We start from the raw sequence: 19254 nt of genomic DNA on the forward strand, positions 1-19254 counted from the left end.
TAATCCTTAATTTTCCCCGGAAAAGGCGCTTTTTGTGGCGGGCTTTCCGGGGACAAGGGGATTGTTTGCGCTTCCTACAAATCGCGATTTGTAGGAATACCAAAACTCATGCAAAACACCAATTCTGGTTAACATCTTTTTCCTAAAATCGTTAACCGGAATTAACGATTTTAGACAGTGACTGTGAGTTTAAATATTACTCAGCCCCCCCCAAACGGCATAAAAAAAGACTTGATGAAAAATCACCAAGTCTTTTAGCGCGATGTGCGGGACTCGAACCCGCGGTCTCCGGCGTGACAGGCCAGCGCGATAACCAGCTTCGCTAACACCGCAAAGATGCTGTAAAATATTTTTAATTTTGAAACGCGATGTGCGGGACTCGAACCCGCGGTCTCCGGCGTGACAGGCCAGCGCGATAACCAGCTTCGCTAACACCGCATTAGGTGATAATTAATATATATAATCGTTTGTTTTGTGTCAACAGATTTTTCTAAAAAAATCAAAAAAAATTAATTTTTTTTCTGCAAGGGCACTTCTAAAAACTTCAGATTTTCAAAATTCCAACAAATTTATAAGGCTTAATCTCTAAGTTTTCATTTTCAACTATTTAATTTCGTGTTAATATAAGTGGCATGGAACATAATATGATTTTATCAGCTTCTGGCTGGCGAAAAGTTTTTGCCGCAAGCGGAAACGAGAACGATACAACAACAGAAATCAGCGATGACGACAGAACTTTAGTCCAATTGGCCGCTGACGTAATTGGTGACTATATCTTCTATAAAAGCACAACGCCTTCTATCATCCTTGGAATAGACAGTCGCCCGACAGGACCTGCAATTGCGGAAGCGATGATTCGTGTTCTGATGGCAAAAAAAATCGCCGTAAGCTACGCAGGAATTATTGCGGCACCAGAAATCATGGCATATTCCCACACATCCGACGGATTCGTGTATATTTCAGCAAGCCATAATCCTATCGGCCATAACGGAATAAAATTCGGTCTGAATGACGGCGGAGTTATCAACGGAAAAGAAAACGCAAAACTCGCCGCAGAATTCGAAAAACGATGCAGATCAAACGGAGAAATTGACTACGTTAAGACTTTGGCAAAAAAATGCTCCGACATTGATTTGGACTGGGTATTTGCCGAAAGCGTCGCCGTTATGCGCGAAGCTAGTTCAATTTACCGTTCTTTCGCAAAAACAACGATTGCTGGCACAGACAACATTACGAACCAAAATAAATTGTTCGCCCAAATCAGACAGAATGTGCGAACAACGCCTTTAGGAATCGTTTGCGACATGAACGGTTCAGCACGAACCCTTTCAATCGATTCGGCTTTCTTTAAGGAATGCGGAATCAATTTTTATGGAATCAACAATCTTCCTGGAAAAATCGAGCACGCAATCATCCCAGAACCAGAAAATCTTGTTTGGTGCGCGGACGAAATGGAACGCCTGCAATCCGAAGGAAAAACTGACGCAATTTTGGGTTACATGCCAGACTGCGACGGTGACAGAGGAAACATCGTTTACTGGAACGAAAAGCTCAAAAAGGCTGAAGTGTTAAAAGCCCAGGAAGTTTTCGCACTTTCGGTTCTTGCAGAATTGGCATATTCGATTCACCAAGAAAAATACGGAATGTCGAACAGCAGCAGCACAAAAATCGCAAGTTTCTTTAAGGAGAATCACAAATCCGGACAAAGCGACAAAAATGCACTCGGTCTAGGATTAAAGCTCGGAGTTGCGGTAAACTGCCCAACCTCAATGAGAATCGAAGAAATCGCAAATGCATTCCAAGCTGAAGTTTTTAGGGGCGAAGTGGGCGAAGCAAATATCGTAAACCTTGCACGCGAAAAACGAAGCGAGGGCTACACAATCCGCATTTTGGGCGAAGGCTCGAACGGCGGAAACATTACTCACCCGGCGGCGGTGCGCGACCCGCTGAACACGCTTTTTGCGCTCATAAAGCTGCTCGTAATCCGCGATGCAGAGACCGAAGACGGCAACACAGAGCTGGGGCTTTACCACCTTTGGTGCAAAGCAAGCGGTCAGGAAGAAAAATACAAGAATGATTTTACGTTTACAGACATTATAGAATCGCTTCCCCAGTACACAACTACGGGTGTGAGCGAAAAACGAGCTATTCTTCAAATAAATTCAACCGATCACGCACAGCTCAAAGACAAATTTCAGAAAATTTTTGAGAATCAGTGGGAAGTTCAAAAAGAAAAACTCCACGAAAAATACGGAATTGCATCTTATGAGGCAATTGCCACAAACGGAATAAAAGAAACCCGAAATCTTACAGATTTTTCTGAAAGTGGCAAGGGCGGCTTAAAGATTCTTTTTAAGGATGAAAACAAAAATCCTATCGCTTTCATCTGGATGCGCGGAAGCGGCACTGAGCCTGTTTTTAGGGTAATGGCAGACGTAAGAGGCAATTCTCAGAACGAAGTTGAAGAAGAAAAAAAACTTATTGAATGGGAAACAAAGATGCTTTTAAAGGCGGACGGTCAGATTTAATGACAGATTCAGACAGTTTTGCTAGTATAAAGCCGAATAAAAACCATACAGGAGACTAAAAATGGAAAAATCAGAGATTTTGGAACGTGCAAAAAAGTATATTGCAGAAGAAAAAGACGAGCGTTTTAGAAAAGAAGTTGAAGACCTCGTTGCAAAAGCTGATGACGAAAAAGTTCTCGCAGAACTTGAAGACAGATTCTATCAGACGCTTGAATTCGGTACAGGCGGACTCCGCGGAATAATGGGTGGCGGAACAAACCGCATGAACACACTCGAAATCAATCTTGCAACACAGGGATTGGCAAATTACGTTCTGAAAGCATTCCCAGAAAAAGCAAAGAACGGCACTTTGAGCGCAGTAATCGCTTACGATTCACGCAAAAATTCAGACGTTTTTGCAGAGGCTACAGCCCTCATTCTTGCCGCAAACGGAATCAAGGCATATCTCTTTACAGGACTCCGCCCTACTCCAGAGCTTTCTTTTGCAATCAAACAACTCGGAGCACAGACTGGTGTTGTTGTAACAGCTTCTCACAACCCGCCGCAGTACAACGGATACAAAGCATACTGGGACAACGGTGCGCAGGTAATCGAGCCGCATGACGTTGGAATCATCAAAGAAGTTAATGCCGTAAAAGAAGTTAAAACTATCTCAAAGGCAGAGGCCCTTGAATCTGGAAAACTCGTTCTTATTGATAAAGAGATGGACGAAAAATTCTGGGCAATGTGTAAGGCTCAACTTTTCAGACCAGAACTCATCAAAGAAAAAGCTTCCAGCGTAAAAATCGTTTACACACCACTCCACGGAACCGGTGCAATGCACGTCGAAAAAGTTCTCGGAGATCTCGGACTCAACGTAATCACAGTTCCAGAGCAGAGAGAGCCTAACGGAGCATTCCCGACAGTTGAAAAACCAAATCCAGAGGAAGCACCAGCACTCAAACTCGCAGTAGCACTTGGCGAAAAAGAAAAAGCAGACTGTGTAATGGCAACCGACCCGGATGCAGACCGCTTTGGCTCAGCTTTCCCTGGAAAAGACGGAAAATTCGTTCTCGTCTCAGGAAACCAGATGGGCGCGCTCTTGTGCGAATACGTTCTTTTGAGCCGCAAAGAATTCGGAAAGATTCCTGCAAATCCAGCTGCAATCCGCTCAATCGTAACATCGCCATTCTGCGATTACATCTGCAAAAAATACGGCGTAAAAATCCACGAATGCCTTACAGGATTCAAATGGATTGCATCCGTTGAGGACTCATTCGAAAAAGACGGAAGCGAGAACTATGTTTACGGTCTCGAAGAATCTTACGGATACAAAATCGAAAAAGAAGTTATGGACAAAGACGGAGTTTCTGCAGCCGCTATGTGTGCAGAAATGACTTTGTACTGGGCTTCTAAAGGAAAGTCAATCCTTGAGCACCTTGACGACATGTGGCGCGAATACGGATTCTTTGAAGACAGAGCAATCTCACAGTACTTCCCAGGAATCTCTGGAAAAGACGTTATGGCCGGAATTATGACAAAACTCCGTACAGAAGGACTCAAAGTTCTTGGCGGAAAGAAAGTTCTTGAAATTCGGGACATTCAGCAGAGCGTTTCGTTCAACCCAGAAAATCCGTCTGCAAAAACCGCGATTAACCTTCCAAAGAGCAACGTTCTCCAGTTCCTCCTTGAAGGCGGCACAATCGTAAGTGCAAGACCTTCTGGAACAGAACCAAAAATCAAGTTCTACATCAACGCACGCACAGACGTGAACGGTGACCTTGATGCAGCAAAAGCAGCTTCTGCGGTTGTATGCAATGCAATCGAGAACGAAATCAAAGCGATTCTTGCAAACGCATAAAATTTAAGATAATCTAAATGCCGTCTGTCATACAATATCTTTGTGTGGCAGGCGGATTATTTTTTTATGGGACTTACATGGAACTAAAAACAAAATTCTTAAAAATAGCCTTTTTTGCAATCTTTTTTTTAATGCTAACGGCTTATTCAAATGCACAAATTGACACAAACTTACAAAAAAATCAGATTTCCGTATTTTCGTTGCAAGGGCTATTAAAAGACAAATTTTTGGAAAACGTAAAAATCGACACAGATGGCGATTTACGAATAGAACTTCATGGCGTAAAGATTTTTGTAACGACGGACAGCAATCGTTCGATTTTAAAATTTTCTACAATCTGGAAAAAATCAGAAAATATTTTGGATTCAAACCTCTACGAAATTTTGAACACATGGAATCGGGACAAAGTTTTTACGACGGCGTTTTCTAACGGCGAATTTATTTTGCTCGAATATTTTTTATGCACCGACGGCGGTATAAATTCTGAAAATTTTAACGGAACCCTTGAGTGGCTGTTTCCAATCTCATATTCTTTCAATGACTACCTTACCGAAAAAAAAGCCATAGACTAAGGATTCTGCAGAACAATGTATATCACGAAAACCAGACCGAATAAATTCAATCTGATTACAAATTTTAGACAAGTAAAAAAATTGCTAGAAAGCGGCAAGATTTTTTGTGCGTTCGACACCGAAACCACGGGACTCAAAAGCGAAACCGAGCGAATCATTGAACTTGGTGCCATAAAATTCAACAAAGACGGAATCATAGATTCAATGGGAACGCTTATTAATCCGCAAAAAAGCATTTCGCCGCTCGCAAGCTCAATAAACCACATCACGAATGAAATGGTGCAGTTTTCCCCGACCGAAGAAAGCGTGATTCCGGAATTCATCAACTTTTCAAAAGACTGCATTTTGGTCGCGCACAATGCACAGTTCGACATTAGGTTTGTTAATCAGTCACTTTTGCGTTTGGGAATGGAAGAACTTCAGAATCCTGCAATCGATACACTCAGATTTTCAAGGTGGGCATTGCCTTCGAACGGGCATTGGAAACTTCAATTTCTTGCAGAACAATTTAAAATCGACACAGGGAACGCGCACCGTGCACAAGACGATGCACGCGTATGCATGGAGATTTTCTTAAAGCTTGCCGAGATAGAGCCTACAAAACGGCTTAGCCGCGCGGCGCTTTTGCAGGATCAATAGGCTGCCCGTTCTGAAAAACCATGAGCGAGATTTGTGACCGCTGGGAGTACGTGTCAACGCCGGCGGTTCCGATTTTGGCACCAGTATCCACGTACTGTCCTTTTGAGACCGTAATGTTGCCCAAACCAGAATACGCATAAATATGTCCGGTCTTGCTCTGAATAAAAATCACATTGCCAAATCCCCGATAGGCTCCACAAAACATAACGGTTCCCGCCATAATCGAAGTAACGTTCTCGTCCTTGCGGGCAGAAAGATTTACACCGCTAACTTTTCCTTTTACATAAGTTACGTCAGAAGTTTTTACAGGCCAAACAAGCGAAGCGTCGCCTTTTTTGGTCAAATACTTATGAGGATCATTTTCTTTTAAATCAGGAACATTCGAAATCTTTAATTTTTGACCAATTTTTAAAACTGCATCAGAATCAACTTTGTTTATATTTTGAAGTTCCGCAATCGAAAGACCAAAATCATGCGCAATTCCTGACCAAGTATCGCCCTTCTGAACCACGTAAATTCCGTCCACAGATTTAGAAGGTGCGGGCTTTTCATTTGCCACAGGCGACGGGGACGGATTTTCGTTTTCTTTTTTGTTCGGCTCAGACTTTTGGGAACTTTCCGTTTTTTTAGAGTCAGTCTTTTCTGTTTTTGATGAAGCAACTGCGTCCGCATTCAACTTTAACACTTGGCCCACTTTTAGCTCGTTACCAGAAAGTCCGTTAAATGCTTTTACCTGCTCAACCGAAAGTCCGTATTTTCGGCTTATTGAATACAAAGTTTCGCCTTTTTGAACGGTGTGAACCTCTGCAACAGTTTTTTGAGCTGATTTTGACTGCGAAGAGTCGTTACCGGGAATTCTTAATTTCTGACCGACAGAAATATTATTGTCGGAAAAACCATTGAGAGATTTTATTTCATCAACTTTTACGTTGTATTTTCGGCTTATTGAATAAAGAGTATCGCCCTTTGCGACAATGTGCGTTTTTTCAGCAAAGAGAACCGAATCGCCTAAAGCAAAGAGGATAAATATAAAAAATGAAACTTTTGAAAATGAACACTTCATATCATTGTATTTTCGGCATTTTTAAAACAGGAAAACACAATTTTTTGCTTTTGAAAGCAATTCAATTTTCGGTAACCGAAAAGAAGAGTTCTACGACATTAATGCCATTCACCGGAGGTTTTGAAAGATACAATTTTAGGGTGCTGTCACGGCCATTAATCAAATGGCGGCTCGTGATTCCGTATTTTATTGAACTGTCCGCCTCGATTAGCGCGCTCAAATGGTCGGCAATTCTGACAGTTTTTCCGTCAACAGGCGAGAATTCGTCGGAATTATAGCTTTCGTTCAAATCTTCCCAAGAAACCACTTCAGTCATTTTTTCGCCGTCCAAGCCGTTCACGCGAATCCGGTTTTCAAATTCGTTGCTACGAAAAATAAATCACCTCGTCGGCGTAAGACTTGTCCATTAACGGCACAAGCTCAGACTGCACGATTTCGTCCTCAAGCTGCTTTACAATCGACGGAAGATTTTCCGTAGCTTGCTTTACAGGCGAAATTATGTCGCGGGTAACCGCCTCCGGCAAATCGTGGAAAAGCGCGCTAAAAAAATCATTAAAAATACGCTTGGCACACATTTTTACGCCGGACTCGCGGATAAGCAAAAAAGTCATTACGGCAACAAAAAATGAATGCCCCAGAACGCTTGTTTTGGGCACGCGAGGAGTTTGATTCCAGCGGATTTGAAAGCGAAGACGCTCGACCATCATCAAAAAATCAAAAGGCAGCTGATGCGTCAAAAGAAGCTGTAGGCCCTTCAAATCCAAATATTCTTGCATATCCTCATTTACATCTTTTCTGATTTTTGTAAGACGCTGCTCCTCGTTCACGGGAGACATCATGTCAAGCTCGCGGAGAGATGAAAATTTATGGGCCGCACGCATAACGCGAGACGCACGGACTGTAGACTCCGATTTTTCATTTTCTCCGCCGTTCAGCCCAAGATATTCCGAAAAACGCTCGGCTAAATCCTGGTCAATCATATCGCGGTATTGATTCAGAACCCACTCGTTCAACTTAACATACTCTTCTGGGTAGCGATTTTTTATGAGCCGCTGGACAGGAGATTTTATGTCGCAAAGCGCAATTTTTTTTAAGAGGTCAAAAATTGACGCATAAATCATCCAAGTCCAGTCAATCTGATTTCCAGAAGACTCTTCGTACTTTCCGATAATGTATGCGGCAATCATTTTTTCAGCAGCCTTGTCCATTTCAACAATTTCAAACGGCCGAATCAAATCGTTCCAACGCTGAATCGAAAATCCCTCGTAAATTTTTAAAATCAACTTTTTATCCAGCATTTTCTCCCTCCGACAAAAATTCTATTCTATCGTTCCCATTTCTCTCAAAAAATCAAAGACAGTTTTTCCTTCGATTAAATGCCCGGCGCCAACATAAATAAAAGTCGAACCGCCATCTTTTAAAAACTGCGTTATCTGTTTTGCCCAAGACTCATTTCTGTCCAAAAGTGTTTTTTTATGGTATTCAACGTACAACTCATTTTTTTCATCATCTTTTTGTTTACTGTCATTCAGAACGGTTTTCAATTTTTCAACATCGTCCTGAACGTAAGCTTCGTACAACGCCTTAAACTGCTCAACACCTTCATCAACGTTGTCCAAAATGTCTTTTAACAAAAAGAGCTGAGTTTCGTAATCCTTGTATCGGATCAAATCAATCTGAGTTTCAAGCGTATCAAGTCCGCCCACAGAGCGGGCCTGTTTTTTTGCACGGTCATAAAAAAAGACATCAACACCGTGCTTTTCGTCAACGCCGTAATCAGAATATATCGACGACGCCAAGTTCATCGTAAATAGCCACGGCTCAAACGCATTAAATTTTTTTATCAGAATAGCATTCAAATATTTTGCAAGCACCGCATTCTGTTTTTCGGAAAGACTGTCCGTAACAAGCCGGCCGTCACGCTGAAAACTTTCGCGCATGAGCCGAACAGTGAGCCTAGTTACCTTTAATATATCTTCCGAGCTGATTTCTGCATAAACTCTGTCAGCATTGTCGAACTGATACAAAACGTTCTCGCCAAGCGGAAAAATTCGGTCATTGCCTAAATGAACCGTTCCCTGCAGATAAATGTATGAAGGCTTGCCCTCTTTGTCGGTACTAGAAATTTTCCAGAACAGTCTGTCATTTTCTTTTGAAAGCACGGCTTTTTGAGCCCCGAGAGCCGCATGTTGATTAGAAGCACAAGAAATTACAAGAAAAGACAGGAACAGAATTGATAATATTAATTTTATTTTTTTTGTCATAATATAACTTTCAAATCCACAAAGAAAAAGTGCGCCCGAATCAAAATGATTTTAGGCGCACCAACAAATTTAATTACGAGCCAGTTTTTTCGTAAGGTTTACCGGCAGAAGCAGGAGCATAGTTCTTTCCGCTGAATACTACCAACGCCAGCAAAGTAATTACGTATGGAAGCAAACTGAAGAATTCCGCAGGAAGAGCATTTTTTAACGTCGGAATATTTACGACGTAAATCGAGAATGCAACCGCAGCACCGAACAAGAGTGACGAAAGCGAGATTCCGATTGGTCGCCAGCGTCCGAACGAAACCGCAGCAAGTGCAATAAATCCAGTTCCGTTTATTGTCGTAGACGTGTACTGAATCGTCTCGGTAAGAACAAGACAACCACCCGCAAGACCTGCAAGAAGGCCTGACGCAAGAACCGCAAAATAACGCATCTTTATAACGTTAACGCCAACACTCGCCGCAGCACTAGGATGCTCACCGCAAGCACGGAGGCGCAAACCGAAGGCAGTCTTGTACAACAAGAACCAAACCGCAAGGATTACGACAAGCGCAATGTAAACCGTCGGATAAACACCGCCAGGCCCCGGCAGAATGCCTACTTTGTACGGCTTAGTTCTGTCTGCCTGAAAGAGAACCTGAGAGAAGAAGATTGTAACGCCGTTTGCGAGCAAGTTAATACCCGTACCGCTGATTGTCTGGTCAGCTTTGAGCGAAATTGCCGCATAAGCATGAATCGAACTGAAAACCATTCCAAAGAACGCACCGACCACAAGCGCAATCCACGGAGAAAAAGCACCGCAAGAAAACTCAAGAATAACATGAGTCGAAGCCGCGGCAAACGCACCAATCTGAAGAAGACCTTCAAGGGCGATATTAACTACGCCGGAACGCTCACAAATCATTCCGCCGGCAGATGTAATAAGAATAGGAGAAACCATCATCAAAATCGATGGAATCATGTTCAAGATAATGCTCATTTTTTACCTCCAGCCAACGACTCTGCATTCGCCTTGCGTTTTTCAGACCAAATCAAGAAAAGTCTTATAGCCGTTTTTAGAGCAACGAATACAACAACAAGTCCCTGAATGATAAAAGTGATTTCTTTTGGAATTCCTTTTGACTGCATCAAAGTCTGCGAAGCCTGCAACATTCCGAACAAAAGACCCGCGATGAACACGCCGAGAGCCTTGTTGTTTCCGACGAGTGCAACCGCGATTCCAGTGTAGCCATAGTTATCCATTGCAGAAAGAACGCGCCCATACTTGAATGAGCCAAGAGCAACGATTCCGCCGCCAAGACCAGCATAAGCACCGCTTATAGCCATTGCAATCACGATTCCAGAAACAACAGGAATTCCTGCATAATGAGCCGCATCCCGGTTAAAACCAGTAGCTTTTAGCGAATAACCGAGCTTTGTTTTTTCCATTAAGAACCAATAAACAATCGTAACAAGAATCGTAATGAAGATTCCGTAGTTCAAAAGTGACCCGTTCGTGAGTTTTTCGAGCCAAGAAGCTTTAAGAGAAGCCGAAACCGGGAAGTTTGCAGTTTTGTAAGTGTTAGTACCCGGAATTGCAAGCGTAATGATTCTCGAAAGATAGAGGGCCACATAGTTCAACATGATTGTAGAAACGACTTCGCTAACTTCGTATTTAGCCTTCAAAAGACCTACAACACCGCCCCAAATCGCACCTGCAAGAATTGCAAAAACAAGTGCCGTCATCCAGTGCATTCCCGGAATCTGAGGGAAGTAAATTGCAACAAGCTGAGCAACGGTAACGCCCATAATGTACTGGCCTTCGCCACCAACATTAAAAAGCCCTACCCTTCCGGCAAAGGCCATTGCAAATCCACACAAAATGTACGGAATCGAATAGTTGAACCATTCGCCAACGTAACGAATATTCCAAGTGCCCTTGTCGATATTCCATCCAGAAACCGACTGAACGATTGCCTTATACATTCCGGCAGGACTTCGACCTACGCAAATAACGAGGAAAGTCGCAACCAAAAATCCGAGAAGCACAACGATTACAGAAACACCTGCATCACTTCTCATTAAAAAATTGTATAGCCAGCTTTTCTTCTTTTCTGTATCACTCATTTGATTATTCTCCGCTTGAGCTTTCGTCAGAATTATCATCCGACTTTTCTTTTGTACTTGCCATCATAAGACCGATTTGGCTTTCCGTAACTTCGCCTTCCTTGAACACGCCAACGATAGAACCTTTGCTGATTGTCGCAATCGTGTCACAAAGATTCATAATCTCATCAAGTTCAAAAGAAACCAAAAGAATCGCGCGACCTTTGTCACGCTCTGCAAGGATTCTTCGTCTGATATACTCAATCGCGCCTACGTCAAGACCGCGGGTCGGCTGGGCAATAACGAGGAAGTCGCCGCCCATATCAATCTCACGCGCAACAATAACTTTCTGCTGATTACCGCCACTCATGCTTCCTGTAATCGTCTGAGCACCCTCGCCCGCACGAATGTCAAAAGCCTTAATGAGTTCCTCCGCCTTCATTGCCATTTCTTTTTCGTCAATAACGATTCCGTGCTTCGTGTAAGGCTCAAGATAATAATTTTTGAGCGCGACATTGTATGCAACCGTGAACTGACCGACAATTCCGTGCTTGTGCCTGTCTTCCGGAACGTGTCCGATTCCCTTTTCGATTCGTTTTCTGACAGAAAGCTTTGTAATATCCTCTCCATTAAATATAATTTTTCCGCTTTCGATTTTTGTCATACCAGCGATTCCGAGAATCAACTCGCTCTGACCGTTGCCGTCAACGCCCGCAATACCAACAACTTCGCCCGCATGAACGCTCAAATTCAAATTGTTTACGGCAAGGCGGCCTCGGTGATCTTTTATGTTAAGATTTTCGATTTTTAAGACTTCTCTGCCAATTTTTGCAGGATTTTTTTCAATCTCAAATTTTACAGCACGACCAACCATAAGTTCTGCAAGGTCTTCCTCACTAACGTCGGCAACGTTAACAGTCTTAATCGTTTTTCCACGGCGAAGAACCGTACATCTGTCGGCAACAGCCTTGATCTCTTTAAGTTTGTGGGTGATTAAGATAATTGTTTTTCCCTCAGACTTCAATCTTCGGATAATGTCCATCAAATCGTCAATTTCCTGAGGAGTAAGAACCGCTGTAGGCTCATCAAAAATAATGATGTCCGCATTGCGGTAAAGAACTTTGAGGATTTCAACACGCTGCTGCATTCCAACCGTGATATCTTCAATAATGTCACGTGGATTCACACGAAGACCGTAACGCTCAGAAAGTTCTGCGACACGCTTTTCGGCAGATTTTAAGTCGAGCATTCCGAATTTATTTTTCGGCTCGATTCCAAGAACGATGTTTTCGGTAACAGTATAATTGTGCACCAATTTAAAATGCTGGTGAACCATACCAATACCGAGTGCCGTCGCAGCATTCGGATCTTTTATCTTCTCTTCCTTTCCGTTGATTTTTATTACACCTGAATCAGGATCGTATGCCCCAAAAAGTATGGACATCAACGTTGATTTTCCCGCACCGTTTTCACCTAGAAGCGCAAGAACCTCATTCTTATACACCTGAATGTTTACGTGGTCATTTGCCACAACCCCAGGGAAAGTTTTTGTAATATCAATCATTTCGATTGCATTTTCACGACTACTCATAAATTTCATTGTAGCATAAAAAAAGCACTGTGTGGAATTTATCACAGTGCTTTTACAAAAAAAATTTCTATTTTTTTTGAAGTTTCTTAAACAGATATTAAAATTCTGTTAAAAAACTATTTAGTTGTCCATTGCGCCCAAGCCCTCTGGAACCAAGCCCTGAGCAACTGACTCAGCGTATGTTGGAACAACGTTGATTTTTCCAGAAATGATGTCAGCCTTTACTTCTGAAAGTTTTGCAACAACTTCTGGGTTCAAATCAGGATTTGTTTTAGCAAAATCAACACCGTCATCAGACATAGCAAGAGTTACAACTTTTCCTTCGAAAGTGTTTCCTGCAACTGCTTCCAAACCAACTTTAGCAGCTGATTCAACGCGTTTTTCCATAGATGTGAGAACTGCAGATTTAGAACCCTCGTAGATTCCTTCTTCGTACTGATCGCTGTCTACACCGATAGCCCAAACGTTCTTGCCCTGGAGGCGATACTCTTTAGCCTGAGCGATAGTTCCGTTTCCTGTGCTTCCTGCAGCAGAGAAGATTGCGTATACGCCAGAATCGAACCAGTTCTTAGCCTGTGTTTTAGCAAGCTCTGGTTTTCCCCAGTCATTTGCGTAGTAATCAACAACTTCTGCTTCTGGGAAAACTGATTTCAATCCCTGAATGTATCCAACTTCAAATTTTGTGATTGTAGCTCCAGGAATACCACCGATGAATCCGAATTTAGGATTCTCAACGCCCTCAGCCTGAGCCTGCAATGCAGCAGCAACACCAACAAGGTAAGAGCCCTGCTCTTCTGTGAATACGAAGTTCATAACGTTTGGCTGGTTTACATAGTCAACGTCAACGATCATGTATTTCTGCTCTGGATAAAGCTGAGCAACTTCGTTCAAGGCATCAGCAAATGTGAATCCTGTAGTAACGATAAGGTCTTTTCCTTCCTCAGAAACCTGTTTGAGAGTCGGAACGTACTGATCCTGTGTCGCACAAGTAATTACATCATATTTCTTTCCGCGGCTAGCCTGATTTTCCCAAGTGTCACCGTAAAATGAAAGAATTCCGCGCCAAGCAGCAGCATTGAAAGATTTGTCATCAACACCAGTAGCATCTGTAACGAGAACAACTGATGGACGTGTATCTGTAGACTCAGTAGCCACAGGCTCAGATTTCTTTTCTTTACATCCGATTGTTGTAAAGAGAACAGCAGCTGCCATCACAGCTGAAGCAAACTTTTTCATATTTCCTCCAAAGAAATAACAAAGAATAAAAAAATGGTCGCATAAAACTCAAAATAAATTGAATTTTAAGCGACCTTTACAGTATCACACAACAATTGATTTGTGAATATATCAGCCCCATAGTGATTCCGCATTATGAACTTGCAGGTGCAAAAATCCGTGCATTCGTCCGCCAGAACGGATTTTCAGTCTGCTTGTAATAATGAGGAAGCCTTGCGCAGTTCCCGCGCCGAAAAAAGTTTTAATTATTTTGAAAGCCCCTTCTTGCGGTCTGTTTCCATTTTTTCGCGCCAGACAAGCGCCTTTTTCTTTATTTCCTCGGCCTCATCGGCATTTCCGATAATCACACAAATTCTTCGGCTGGCAATAAGATAATTTATGGCAAGACGCATGTCGTCCTGCCGGTGAGTTGATTTTTCGTATCGATTTCGGTAGTCGGCAGCAGAATCGTCAACAAGTTTTTTTATAAGACGAATAAAATAAACCGTGTTGTCATAATCAGGTGACTGAGAATCAAAATAATCCTTCGTGCCCTGTTTCCAATCAAGAATATTTTTTGCGACAGTGGCAAAACGTCCACGTAATTCAACAAATGACCAGAACCATTTTGAATTTTCCCCGAACGCATCGATTAAAAGCCTGATCGCAAGTCCAAGTTTTCGAATAAGCTCATAGCGTTTTGAAAGCGGAGTGTTTTTTATCTGCTCAACTTTATCCTCAATTTCAGAATACTGAGCATCAACTACATTCGTAACGATATCCTCAAGATAAATAATCGCCTTGTACAAAGTTTTTCGAGCGTCATTCAGAGCATCATTATTTTTTGTAGACAGCAATGTGACCGAAAGAGAGTTCATAGCCATGTAAAGCGTTGAAACATATATCATTTCGTCACAAAGAAGAAGACGTTTATACGCATTTCCGGTCTTATCTTTTTCGATAAGAGCAAGCATATTCTTTTCTTTTTCAAGGGACTCATTTATCATCGATTTATACGGCTCACATTTCATTCCGTATATTTCTCTGCTTTCTGTATTTATTTTAGCCATAAATGCCCCCTTGTATTTTCAAAAGAAGATTCACAAAGTGTGATAAAATACTTACTTTCTATTATCGATATTTTAACACACTTTGTTTAGTTTTAGAGTCGCCTTTAACTATTTTCGCTTAAAATCTGGATTCAGAATCAATTTGATTCAATTCAACTCATCTTCCAGAAAATTTTTCAAGCATCGCACGTGCATGTTCAAGCGAAGCCGCACTTCCAGCGTCCCCGGAAAGCATTCTCGCAATCTCGGCAACACGGTCTTCGCCGTCAATCACATTAACATGAGTCTGCGTATGACCGTCGGCAACGTCTTTCTTGATTTTTATCTGGTTATCCGCATAAACCGCAATACTTGCCAAGTGAGTGATACACAAAACCTGCCGTTTAGAAGCAAGATTCTTCAAATGACTTCCTATCGAAACCGCAACTTCGCCACCAATTCCGGTGTCAATCTCATCGAAAATCATCGTTCCAACAGGATCGGATGCAGCCAGAATCGTTTTTAACGAAAGCATTACACGACTAAGCTCACCGCCCGAAGCAATTTTTGCAAGCGGCTGCAAAGGCTGCCCCGGATTCGCGCTTATCAAAAATTCAACATCATCGATTCCGTAAGGCCCGATTTTTTGAGTTGAATCCGTGCCACCTTTTTCGGCAATGTTCACCGAAAAACGAGTATGAGCCATGCCGAGGCTAGAAAGAACTCCCACTACCCCGGAAGCCATTTTTTCGGCAGCAATTTTTCGTGCGGCAGAAATAGCTTTTGCCTCCGAGTAAACCTGCCGCTCAAGCTCAGAAATCTCTTTTTTGAGAGACTCTTTGTTTTCTGAACTGGACTCAAGAACAGCCAATTTTTTCTGGGCATCCTCGCAATAAGAAATCACTTCCTCAACAGGAGCCGAAACCGACGAAGCATATTTTTTCTTCAAGTTATAAATCAGAGTCTGTCTCTCCTGAACTTTCGCAAGATATTCAGGATCAAAAACAAGTCCCTGAGAATAGCTTCTATATTCGTCGGCAATGTCGCTAAGCTCATAGAAAGCACTGTCGAGACGCTGGTTAAGGCTTTCAAGATTCTTGTCCATCGTAACCGAATGCTGAGAAACCCCGCGGATTTTCTTTAAGGCGGAAACAAGCCCTTCTCCGCCCTCACCGCCTTCCATAATCGAAGTTATTGTCTCAATGTCGGAATAAAGTTTTTCAAACGACGAAAGTTTGTTTTCCTCATCATCAAGTTCTTTGTCTTCACCAGGTTTTAGTTTTGCCTCAGAAATTTCTTTTATCGCAAAATTCAAAAGCTCAATGCGCTGCTCACGGTCTTTTTCATCATTATTGAATTCCGCAAGCTCAGCACGCTTCGAAACGAGAGCTGAATACAAATGAGTAAAATCCGAAACCTTATCCGTAAGGCCGGCATAAGAATCAAGATATTTTCTGTGCTCAGCAACTTTCATAAGCGACTGATGCTCATGCTGACCATGAATATCAATCAAAAATGAACTGAAAGCAGAAAGCTCTGCCCGCGTTACGGAAGTGTCGCCAATCCAGGCTCCAGATTTTCCGTTCTCGCGCACGAACCGACGCAAAAGAATTCGGTTTTCTTCGTAAGGAATTCCGTGAATATCAAGCCATTCAAAAGCGTTCGTCGGTTCTGAATCAGCATGAAGTTCTTTTTTTGAAGAAAGATTCTCACCAAGATAAAAAGTTCCGCTTACAATCGCTTCGTGTGCACCTGTGCGAATAAGCTCCACACCGCTTTTTCCGCCCAAAAGAAAAGTTAACGCACCGATTAAAAGTGACTTTCCCGCACCAGTTTCACCAGAAAGAACCGTAAAACCTTCTTTAAATTCAACAGAAGCATTGTCAATAAGAGCGAAATCTTTAATTGAAAGATCCTCAAGCATGTTGTGGTCCTCCTGACCAATTCAATTTAGAGCGGAGTGCATTATAGAATTTTTCTTTTGTACAGCCAATAAGGCGAGCTTTATCCGGCAGCCTTAAAATTTTTATTTTGTCGCCAACATGAAGGTCAACAGGTATTTGCCCGTCTGCCGAAATAACCATGTCTGTACGAGACGGCAACATTTCGATTTCAATTATGCCATCAGGACTCAAAACCATAGGTCTGCTAGAAAGTGAAAATGCATTAATCAACGTAAAAACCATTGCGTCAAGCCCAGGATCAATAATCGGTCCGCCTGCGCTGGCTGAATATGCGGTAGAACCGGTGGCAGTCGAAATAATCACGCCATCTGCCTTGAATTCGCCAAGGGAAACTCCGCCGTAAGCCACCGTAAATGAAATTGTATGAGCCGCAGTCTTCGCGCTCACCACAATATCGTTCAAAGCCGACGCCTTAAGCCGCCTAACACCGTTACGGATAAGCTCTGCCTGAATCATGCTGCGCTCGTCCACAACCGCTTTTCCAGAAAGAAAAGTCTCAAGTTCATCGCACCACTCGTCACGCTGAACGCTGGCAATAAAACCGAACGAACCGAAATTTACAGGAAAAATTGGGATTTTTAACGGCGCACAACCACGGGCGGCAAACAAAACTGTTCCGTCACCGCCCATAGTTATAACAAAGTCGTACCCCGGAAAAGGATATTGCTCACAAAAGCCATTGAATTTATAAATATCAGCCTTGATATTTTTTGACTTAAGATAAGTTTGAACTTTTTCACCGAGTGCTACAGAAGCCTCTTTATAAGTATTTACGACAATAATACATTTTTTAAATTCATGCATATTTTACGGTAATGTTCCCAAAACTTTTGCAATTTTTTTTGCGTGCTCCGAACCTAAAAGCGGATACAATGGAAAAAGCACACATCGCAGGTAGAGAGATTTTGCCACGATGCATGATGAAGAAAGCTCCTCAAGATGCCTTGCAATTACCGAATCCTCGTAGGCAAGAGAAATCTCAATATCTTTTTTTGCGGCATATTGTTTCGCATCTTTTACGCTGCCCGCAAGAACAACAGGAAAAGACCATATAGTTGAACCTTCATCAGAAGTGATATTGCGCACGAAAGTTTTATTTTTTCCGCTCATCAAAGAATGCTGATACACGGCAAACAAAGTCTTTCGGGCCTGCTCATTCCGATTGAATTCTTTTAGCTGAACCCATGCAAGCGCACTGTTTATGTCAGGGAGAATGTCCGTTCCAGAAGCCTCTTCGGAAAGCTTTTTAAGAACAGTCCACTCACGACGACCAGGTGCCATCAAAACGGCTCCGCCGCCAGCAGTAATCGTGTCATGCTCTTCAAGCCCCAAAATCGAATAAACACCGAAAGAACCAACTTGCCGCAACGACGAACCTTCGCCAGCCTTAGCACCTTCCTCCGACTGAGAAACTTCTTGTGCAGGCGACTCGGCACTAGCAACCTCGGAAACGACCTTTGCGCCAATGGAATGGGAAATATCTTCGATTACAGGAATTCCCAAAGCAGAAATTCTTTCCAAATCTGGAACGATTCCCATTGACTCATGAATAAGAAGAAGCCGCCCCCCATTTTTCATTCCAAGTACAACGATTTCAGGAGCGACAAGTCCAGTCTCTTCATTTACGTCAAGAACCAACGGAACAAATCCCAGTTCAACAATCGCACTGTATTGCCATGACGGAGCAAGGGCAGAAATCATAACCGAACTGCCTTTTTCCAATTCCATAGCCTTTAAGGCATACGCCAAAGCAATCTTCGGCGAACGGAATGCAACAGCCCCGTCACAACCCGTAAATTCTTTTACAGTCTGAATCAATCTTGAATTCAACTCACCTGGGCCGATTTTCTCGTCAACCATGCAGGTAAGAACGGCATCCATTTCACGTCTTCTAATTGTGGAGCTGAATGTCTGAATCATTTCTCAGTCTCTACAAAATCAGGTTCAAGAATCTTCTGAAGTTCCTTTCCGCTGAACAAGCGGCGAATATCAAGCATAATCAAATATTTTGAATCCTGACGAATTACACCCTGAATATATTCAGTACCGATTCCGCTGATCATCTGCGGAGGGTCTTTAATATCAGAAGTGTTAATCGTAACTACGCGGGCAATTTTATCAATGATGATACCAATTTTATTGTCATCGATATTCAAGATGATAAATCCACCTTCAAATTCATTTTCTTCGTCAGTCTGCTCAAGTTTTTTGATCTGAAAACGCTTATGAAGATTCATTACAGGAATAATTTCGCTGCGGAGGTTAAAAATTCCCTCTACATAATATGGCGAATTAGGAATAGGACGTACTGCCGTAACCTTTACAATTTCCTTAACATCCATAATATCTACGCCATAAAGTTCTTCACCTAGCTGAAAAGTAACAAGCTGAATCTGCATGTTCTCCGCCATAATTCCTCCTTTTCTATCTGACTTTCCAAA

General features: G+C 42.4%; 15 protein-coding genes, 2 tRNA genes and 1 pseudogene. 4 read left to right on the forward strand and 14 right to left on the reverse strand.

Annotation, left to right across the window (positions count from 1 at the left end; all coding sequences use genetic code 11):
- Nucleotides 1-258 precede the first annotated feature (258 nt).
- Nucleotides 259-332: transfer RNA gene (locus JI65_RS10990), tRNA-Asp, on the reverse strand.
- 32 nt (nucleotides 333-364) lie between these two features.
- Nucleotides 365-438: transfer RNA gene (locus JI65_RS10995), tRNA-Asp, on the reverse strand.
- 206 nt (nucleotides 439-644) lie between these two features.
- On the opposite strand from JI65_RS10995, the gene JI65_RS11000 reads away from it, so the two are divergent.
- The 4 genes from JI65_RS11000 (at nucleotide 645) to JI65_RS11015 (ending at nucleotide 5579) form a co-directional block, all read left to right on the forward strand.
- Nucleotides 645-2528, forward strand: a complete 1884-nt coding sequence (locus tag JI65_RS11000) for a phosphoglucomutase (RefSeq protein WP_191016455.1) — start codon at nucleotides 645-647, stop codon at nucleotides 2526-2528.
- A gap of 61 nt (nucleotides 2529-2589) precedes the next feature.
- Nucleotides 2590-4368, forward strand: a complete 1779-nt coding sequence (locus tag JI65_RS11005; RefSeq protein WP_191016458.1) for a phospho-sugar mutase — start codon at nucleotides 2590-2592, stop codon at nucleotides 4366-4368.
- A 77-nt stretch (nucleotides 4369-4445) separates the two neighbouring features.
- Entirely contained in the window at nucleotides 4446-4940 is a 495-nt protein-coding gene (locus tag JI65_RS11010; protein WP_191016460.1) for a YbjN domain-containing protein, read from the forward strand.
- A 15-nt stretch (nucleotides 4941-4955) separates the two neighbouring features.
- Nucleotides 4956-5579: a 3'-5' exonuclease gene (locus JI65_RS11015; RefSeq protein WP_191016463.1), complete on the forward strand. Its 624-nt coding sequence runs from the start codon at nucleotides 4956-4958 to the stop codon at nucleotides 5577-5579.
- On the opposite strand, the gene JI65_RS11020 is transcribed toward JI65_RS11015, so the two are convergent.
- From JI65_RS11020 to JI65_RS11075, 12 genes and pseudogenes are all read right to left on the reverse strand, one after another.
- On the reverse strand, nucleotides 5548-6642 hold the full coding sequence (locus JI65_RS11020; protein WP_191016465.1) for a LysM peptidoglycan-binding domain-containing protein: 1095 nt from the start codon (nucleotides 6640-6642) through the stop codon (nucleotides 5548-5550). The two genes, JI65_RS11015 and JI65_RS11020, sit on opposite strands and share 32 nt — an antisense overlap.
- Nucleotides 6643-6703: 61 nt before the next feature.
- Nucleotides 6704-7940, reverse strand: a pseudogene (locus JI65_RS11025) (HD domain-containing protein).
- Between the two features lie 21 nt (nucleotides 7941-7961).
- A complete protein-coding gene (locus JI65_RS11030) occupies nucleotides 7962-8906 on the reverse strand; it encodes a TraB/GumN family protein (RefSeq protein WP_191016467.1) in 945 nt (314 codons plus the stop codon).
- A 73-nt stretch (nucleotides 8907-8979) separates the two neighbouring features.
- Complete coding sequence (locus JI65_RS11035) at nucleotides 8980-9888, reverse strand: ABC transporter permease (protein WP_191016469.1); 909 nt, start codon at nucleotides 9886-9888, stop codon at nucleotides 8980-8982.
- Nucleotides 9885-11015 (reverse strand): ABC transporter permease, encoded by a 1131-nt coding sequence (locus tag JI65_RS11040; RefSeq protein WP_191016471.1) that lies wholly within the window; start codon nucleotides 11013-11015, stop codon nucleotides 9885-9887. The genes JI65_RS11035 and JI65_RS11040 overlap by 4 nt, the downstream gene beginning before the upstream one ends.
- A 4-nt stretch (nucleotides 11016-11019) precedes the next feature.
- Nucleotides 11020-12585: an ABC transporter ATP-binding protein gene (locus JI65_RS11045; protein ID WP_191016473.1), complete on the reverse strand. Its 1566-nt coding sequence runs from the start codon at nucleotides 12583-12585 to the stop codon at nucleotides 11020-11022.
- Nucleotides 12586-12705: 120 nt separating this feature from the next.
- On the reverse strand, nucleotides 12706-13821 hold the full coding sequence (locus tag JI65_RS11050) for a BMP family lipoprotein (RefSeq protein ID WP_191016475.1): 1116 nt from the start codon (nucleotides 13819-13821) through the stop codon (nucleotides 12706-12708).
- A gap of 245 nt (nucleotides 13822-14066) precedes the next feature.
- Nucleotides 14067-14870, reverse strand: coding sequence for a hypothetical protein (locus JI65_RS11055; RefSeq protein ID WP_191016478.1), 804 nt, complete (start codon nucleotides 14868-14870; stop codon nucleotides 14067-14069).
- Between the two features lie 157 nt (nucleotides 14871-15027).
- The gene (gene recN, locus JI65_RS11060) at nucleotides 15028-16773 is read right to left on the reverse strand and encodes a DNA repair protein RecN (protein ID WP_191016480.1); all 1746 of its coding nucleotides are present in this window, start codon (nucleotides 16771-16773) and stop codon (nucleotides 15028-15030) included.
- Complete coding sequence (locus JI65_RS11065; RefSeq protein WP_191016482.1) at nucleotides 16766-17617, reverse strand: NAD(+)/NADH kinase; 852 nt, start codon at nucleotides 17615-17617, stop codon at nucleotides 16766-16768. Before JI65_RS11065 ends, recN begins: the two co-directional genes overlap by 8 nt.
- 3 nt (nucleotides 17618-17620) lie before the next feature.
- Nucleotides 17621-18733, reverse strand: a complete 1113-nt coding sequence (locus JI65_RS11070; protein WP_191016484.1) for a DegT/DnrJ/EryC1/StrS family aminotransferase — start codon at nucleotides 18731-18733, stop codon at nucleotides 17621-17623.
- Nucleotides 18730-19224 carry a chemotaxis protein CheW gene (locus JI65_RS11075; protein ID WP_191016487.1) on the reverse strand — a complete coding sequence of 165 codons (495 nt, stop codon included), beginning with the start codon at nucleotides 19222-19224 and terminating at the stop codon, nucleotides 18730-18732. The genes JI65_RS11070 and JI65_RS11075 overlap by 4 nt, the downstream gene beginning before the upstream one ends.
- Nucleotides 19225-19254: the final 30 nt, after the last annotated feature.

Source organism: Treponema zioleckii, from assembly GCF_014737315.1.
In the GTDB taxonomy this organism is placed as follows: domain Bacteria; phylum Spirochaetota; class Spirochaetia; order Treponematales; family Treponemataceae; genus Treponema_D; species Treponema_D zioleckii.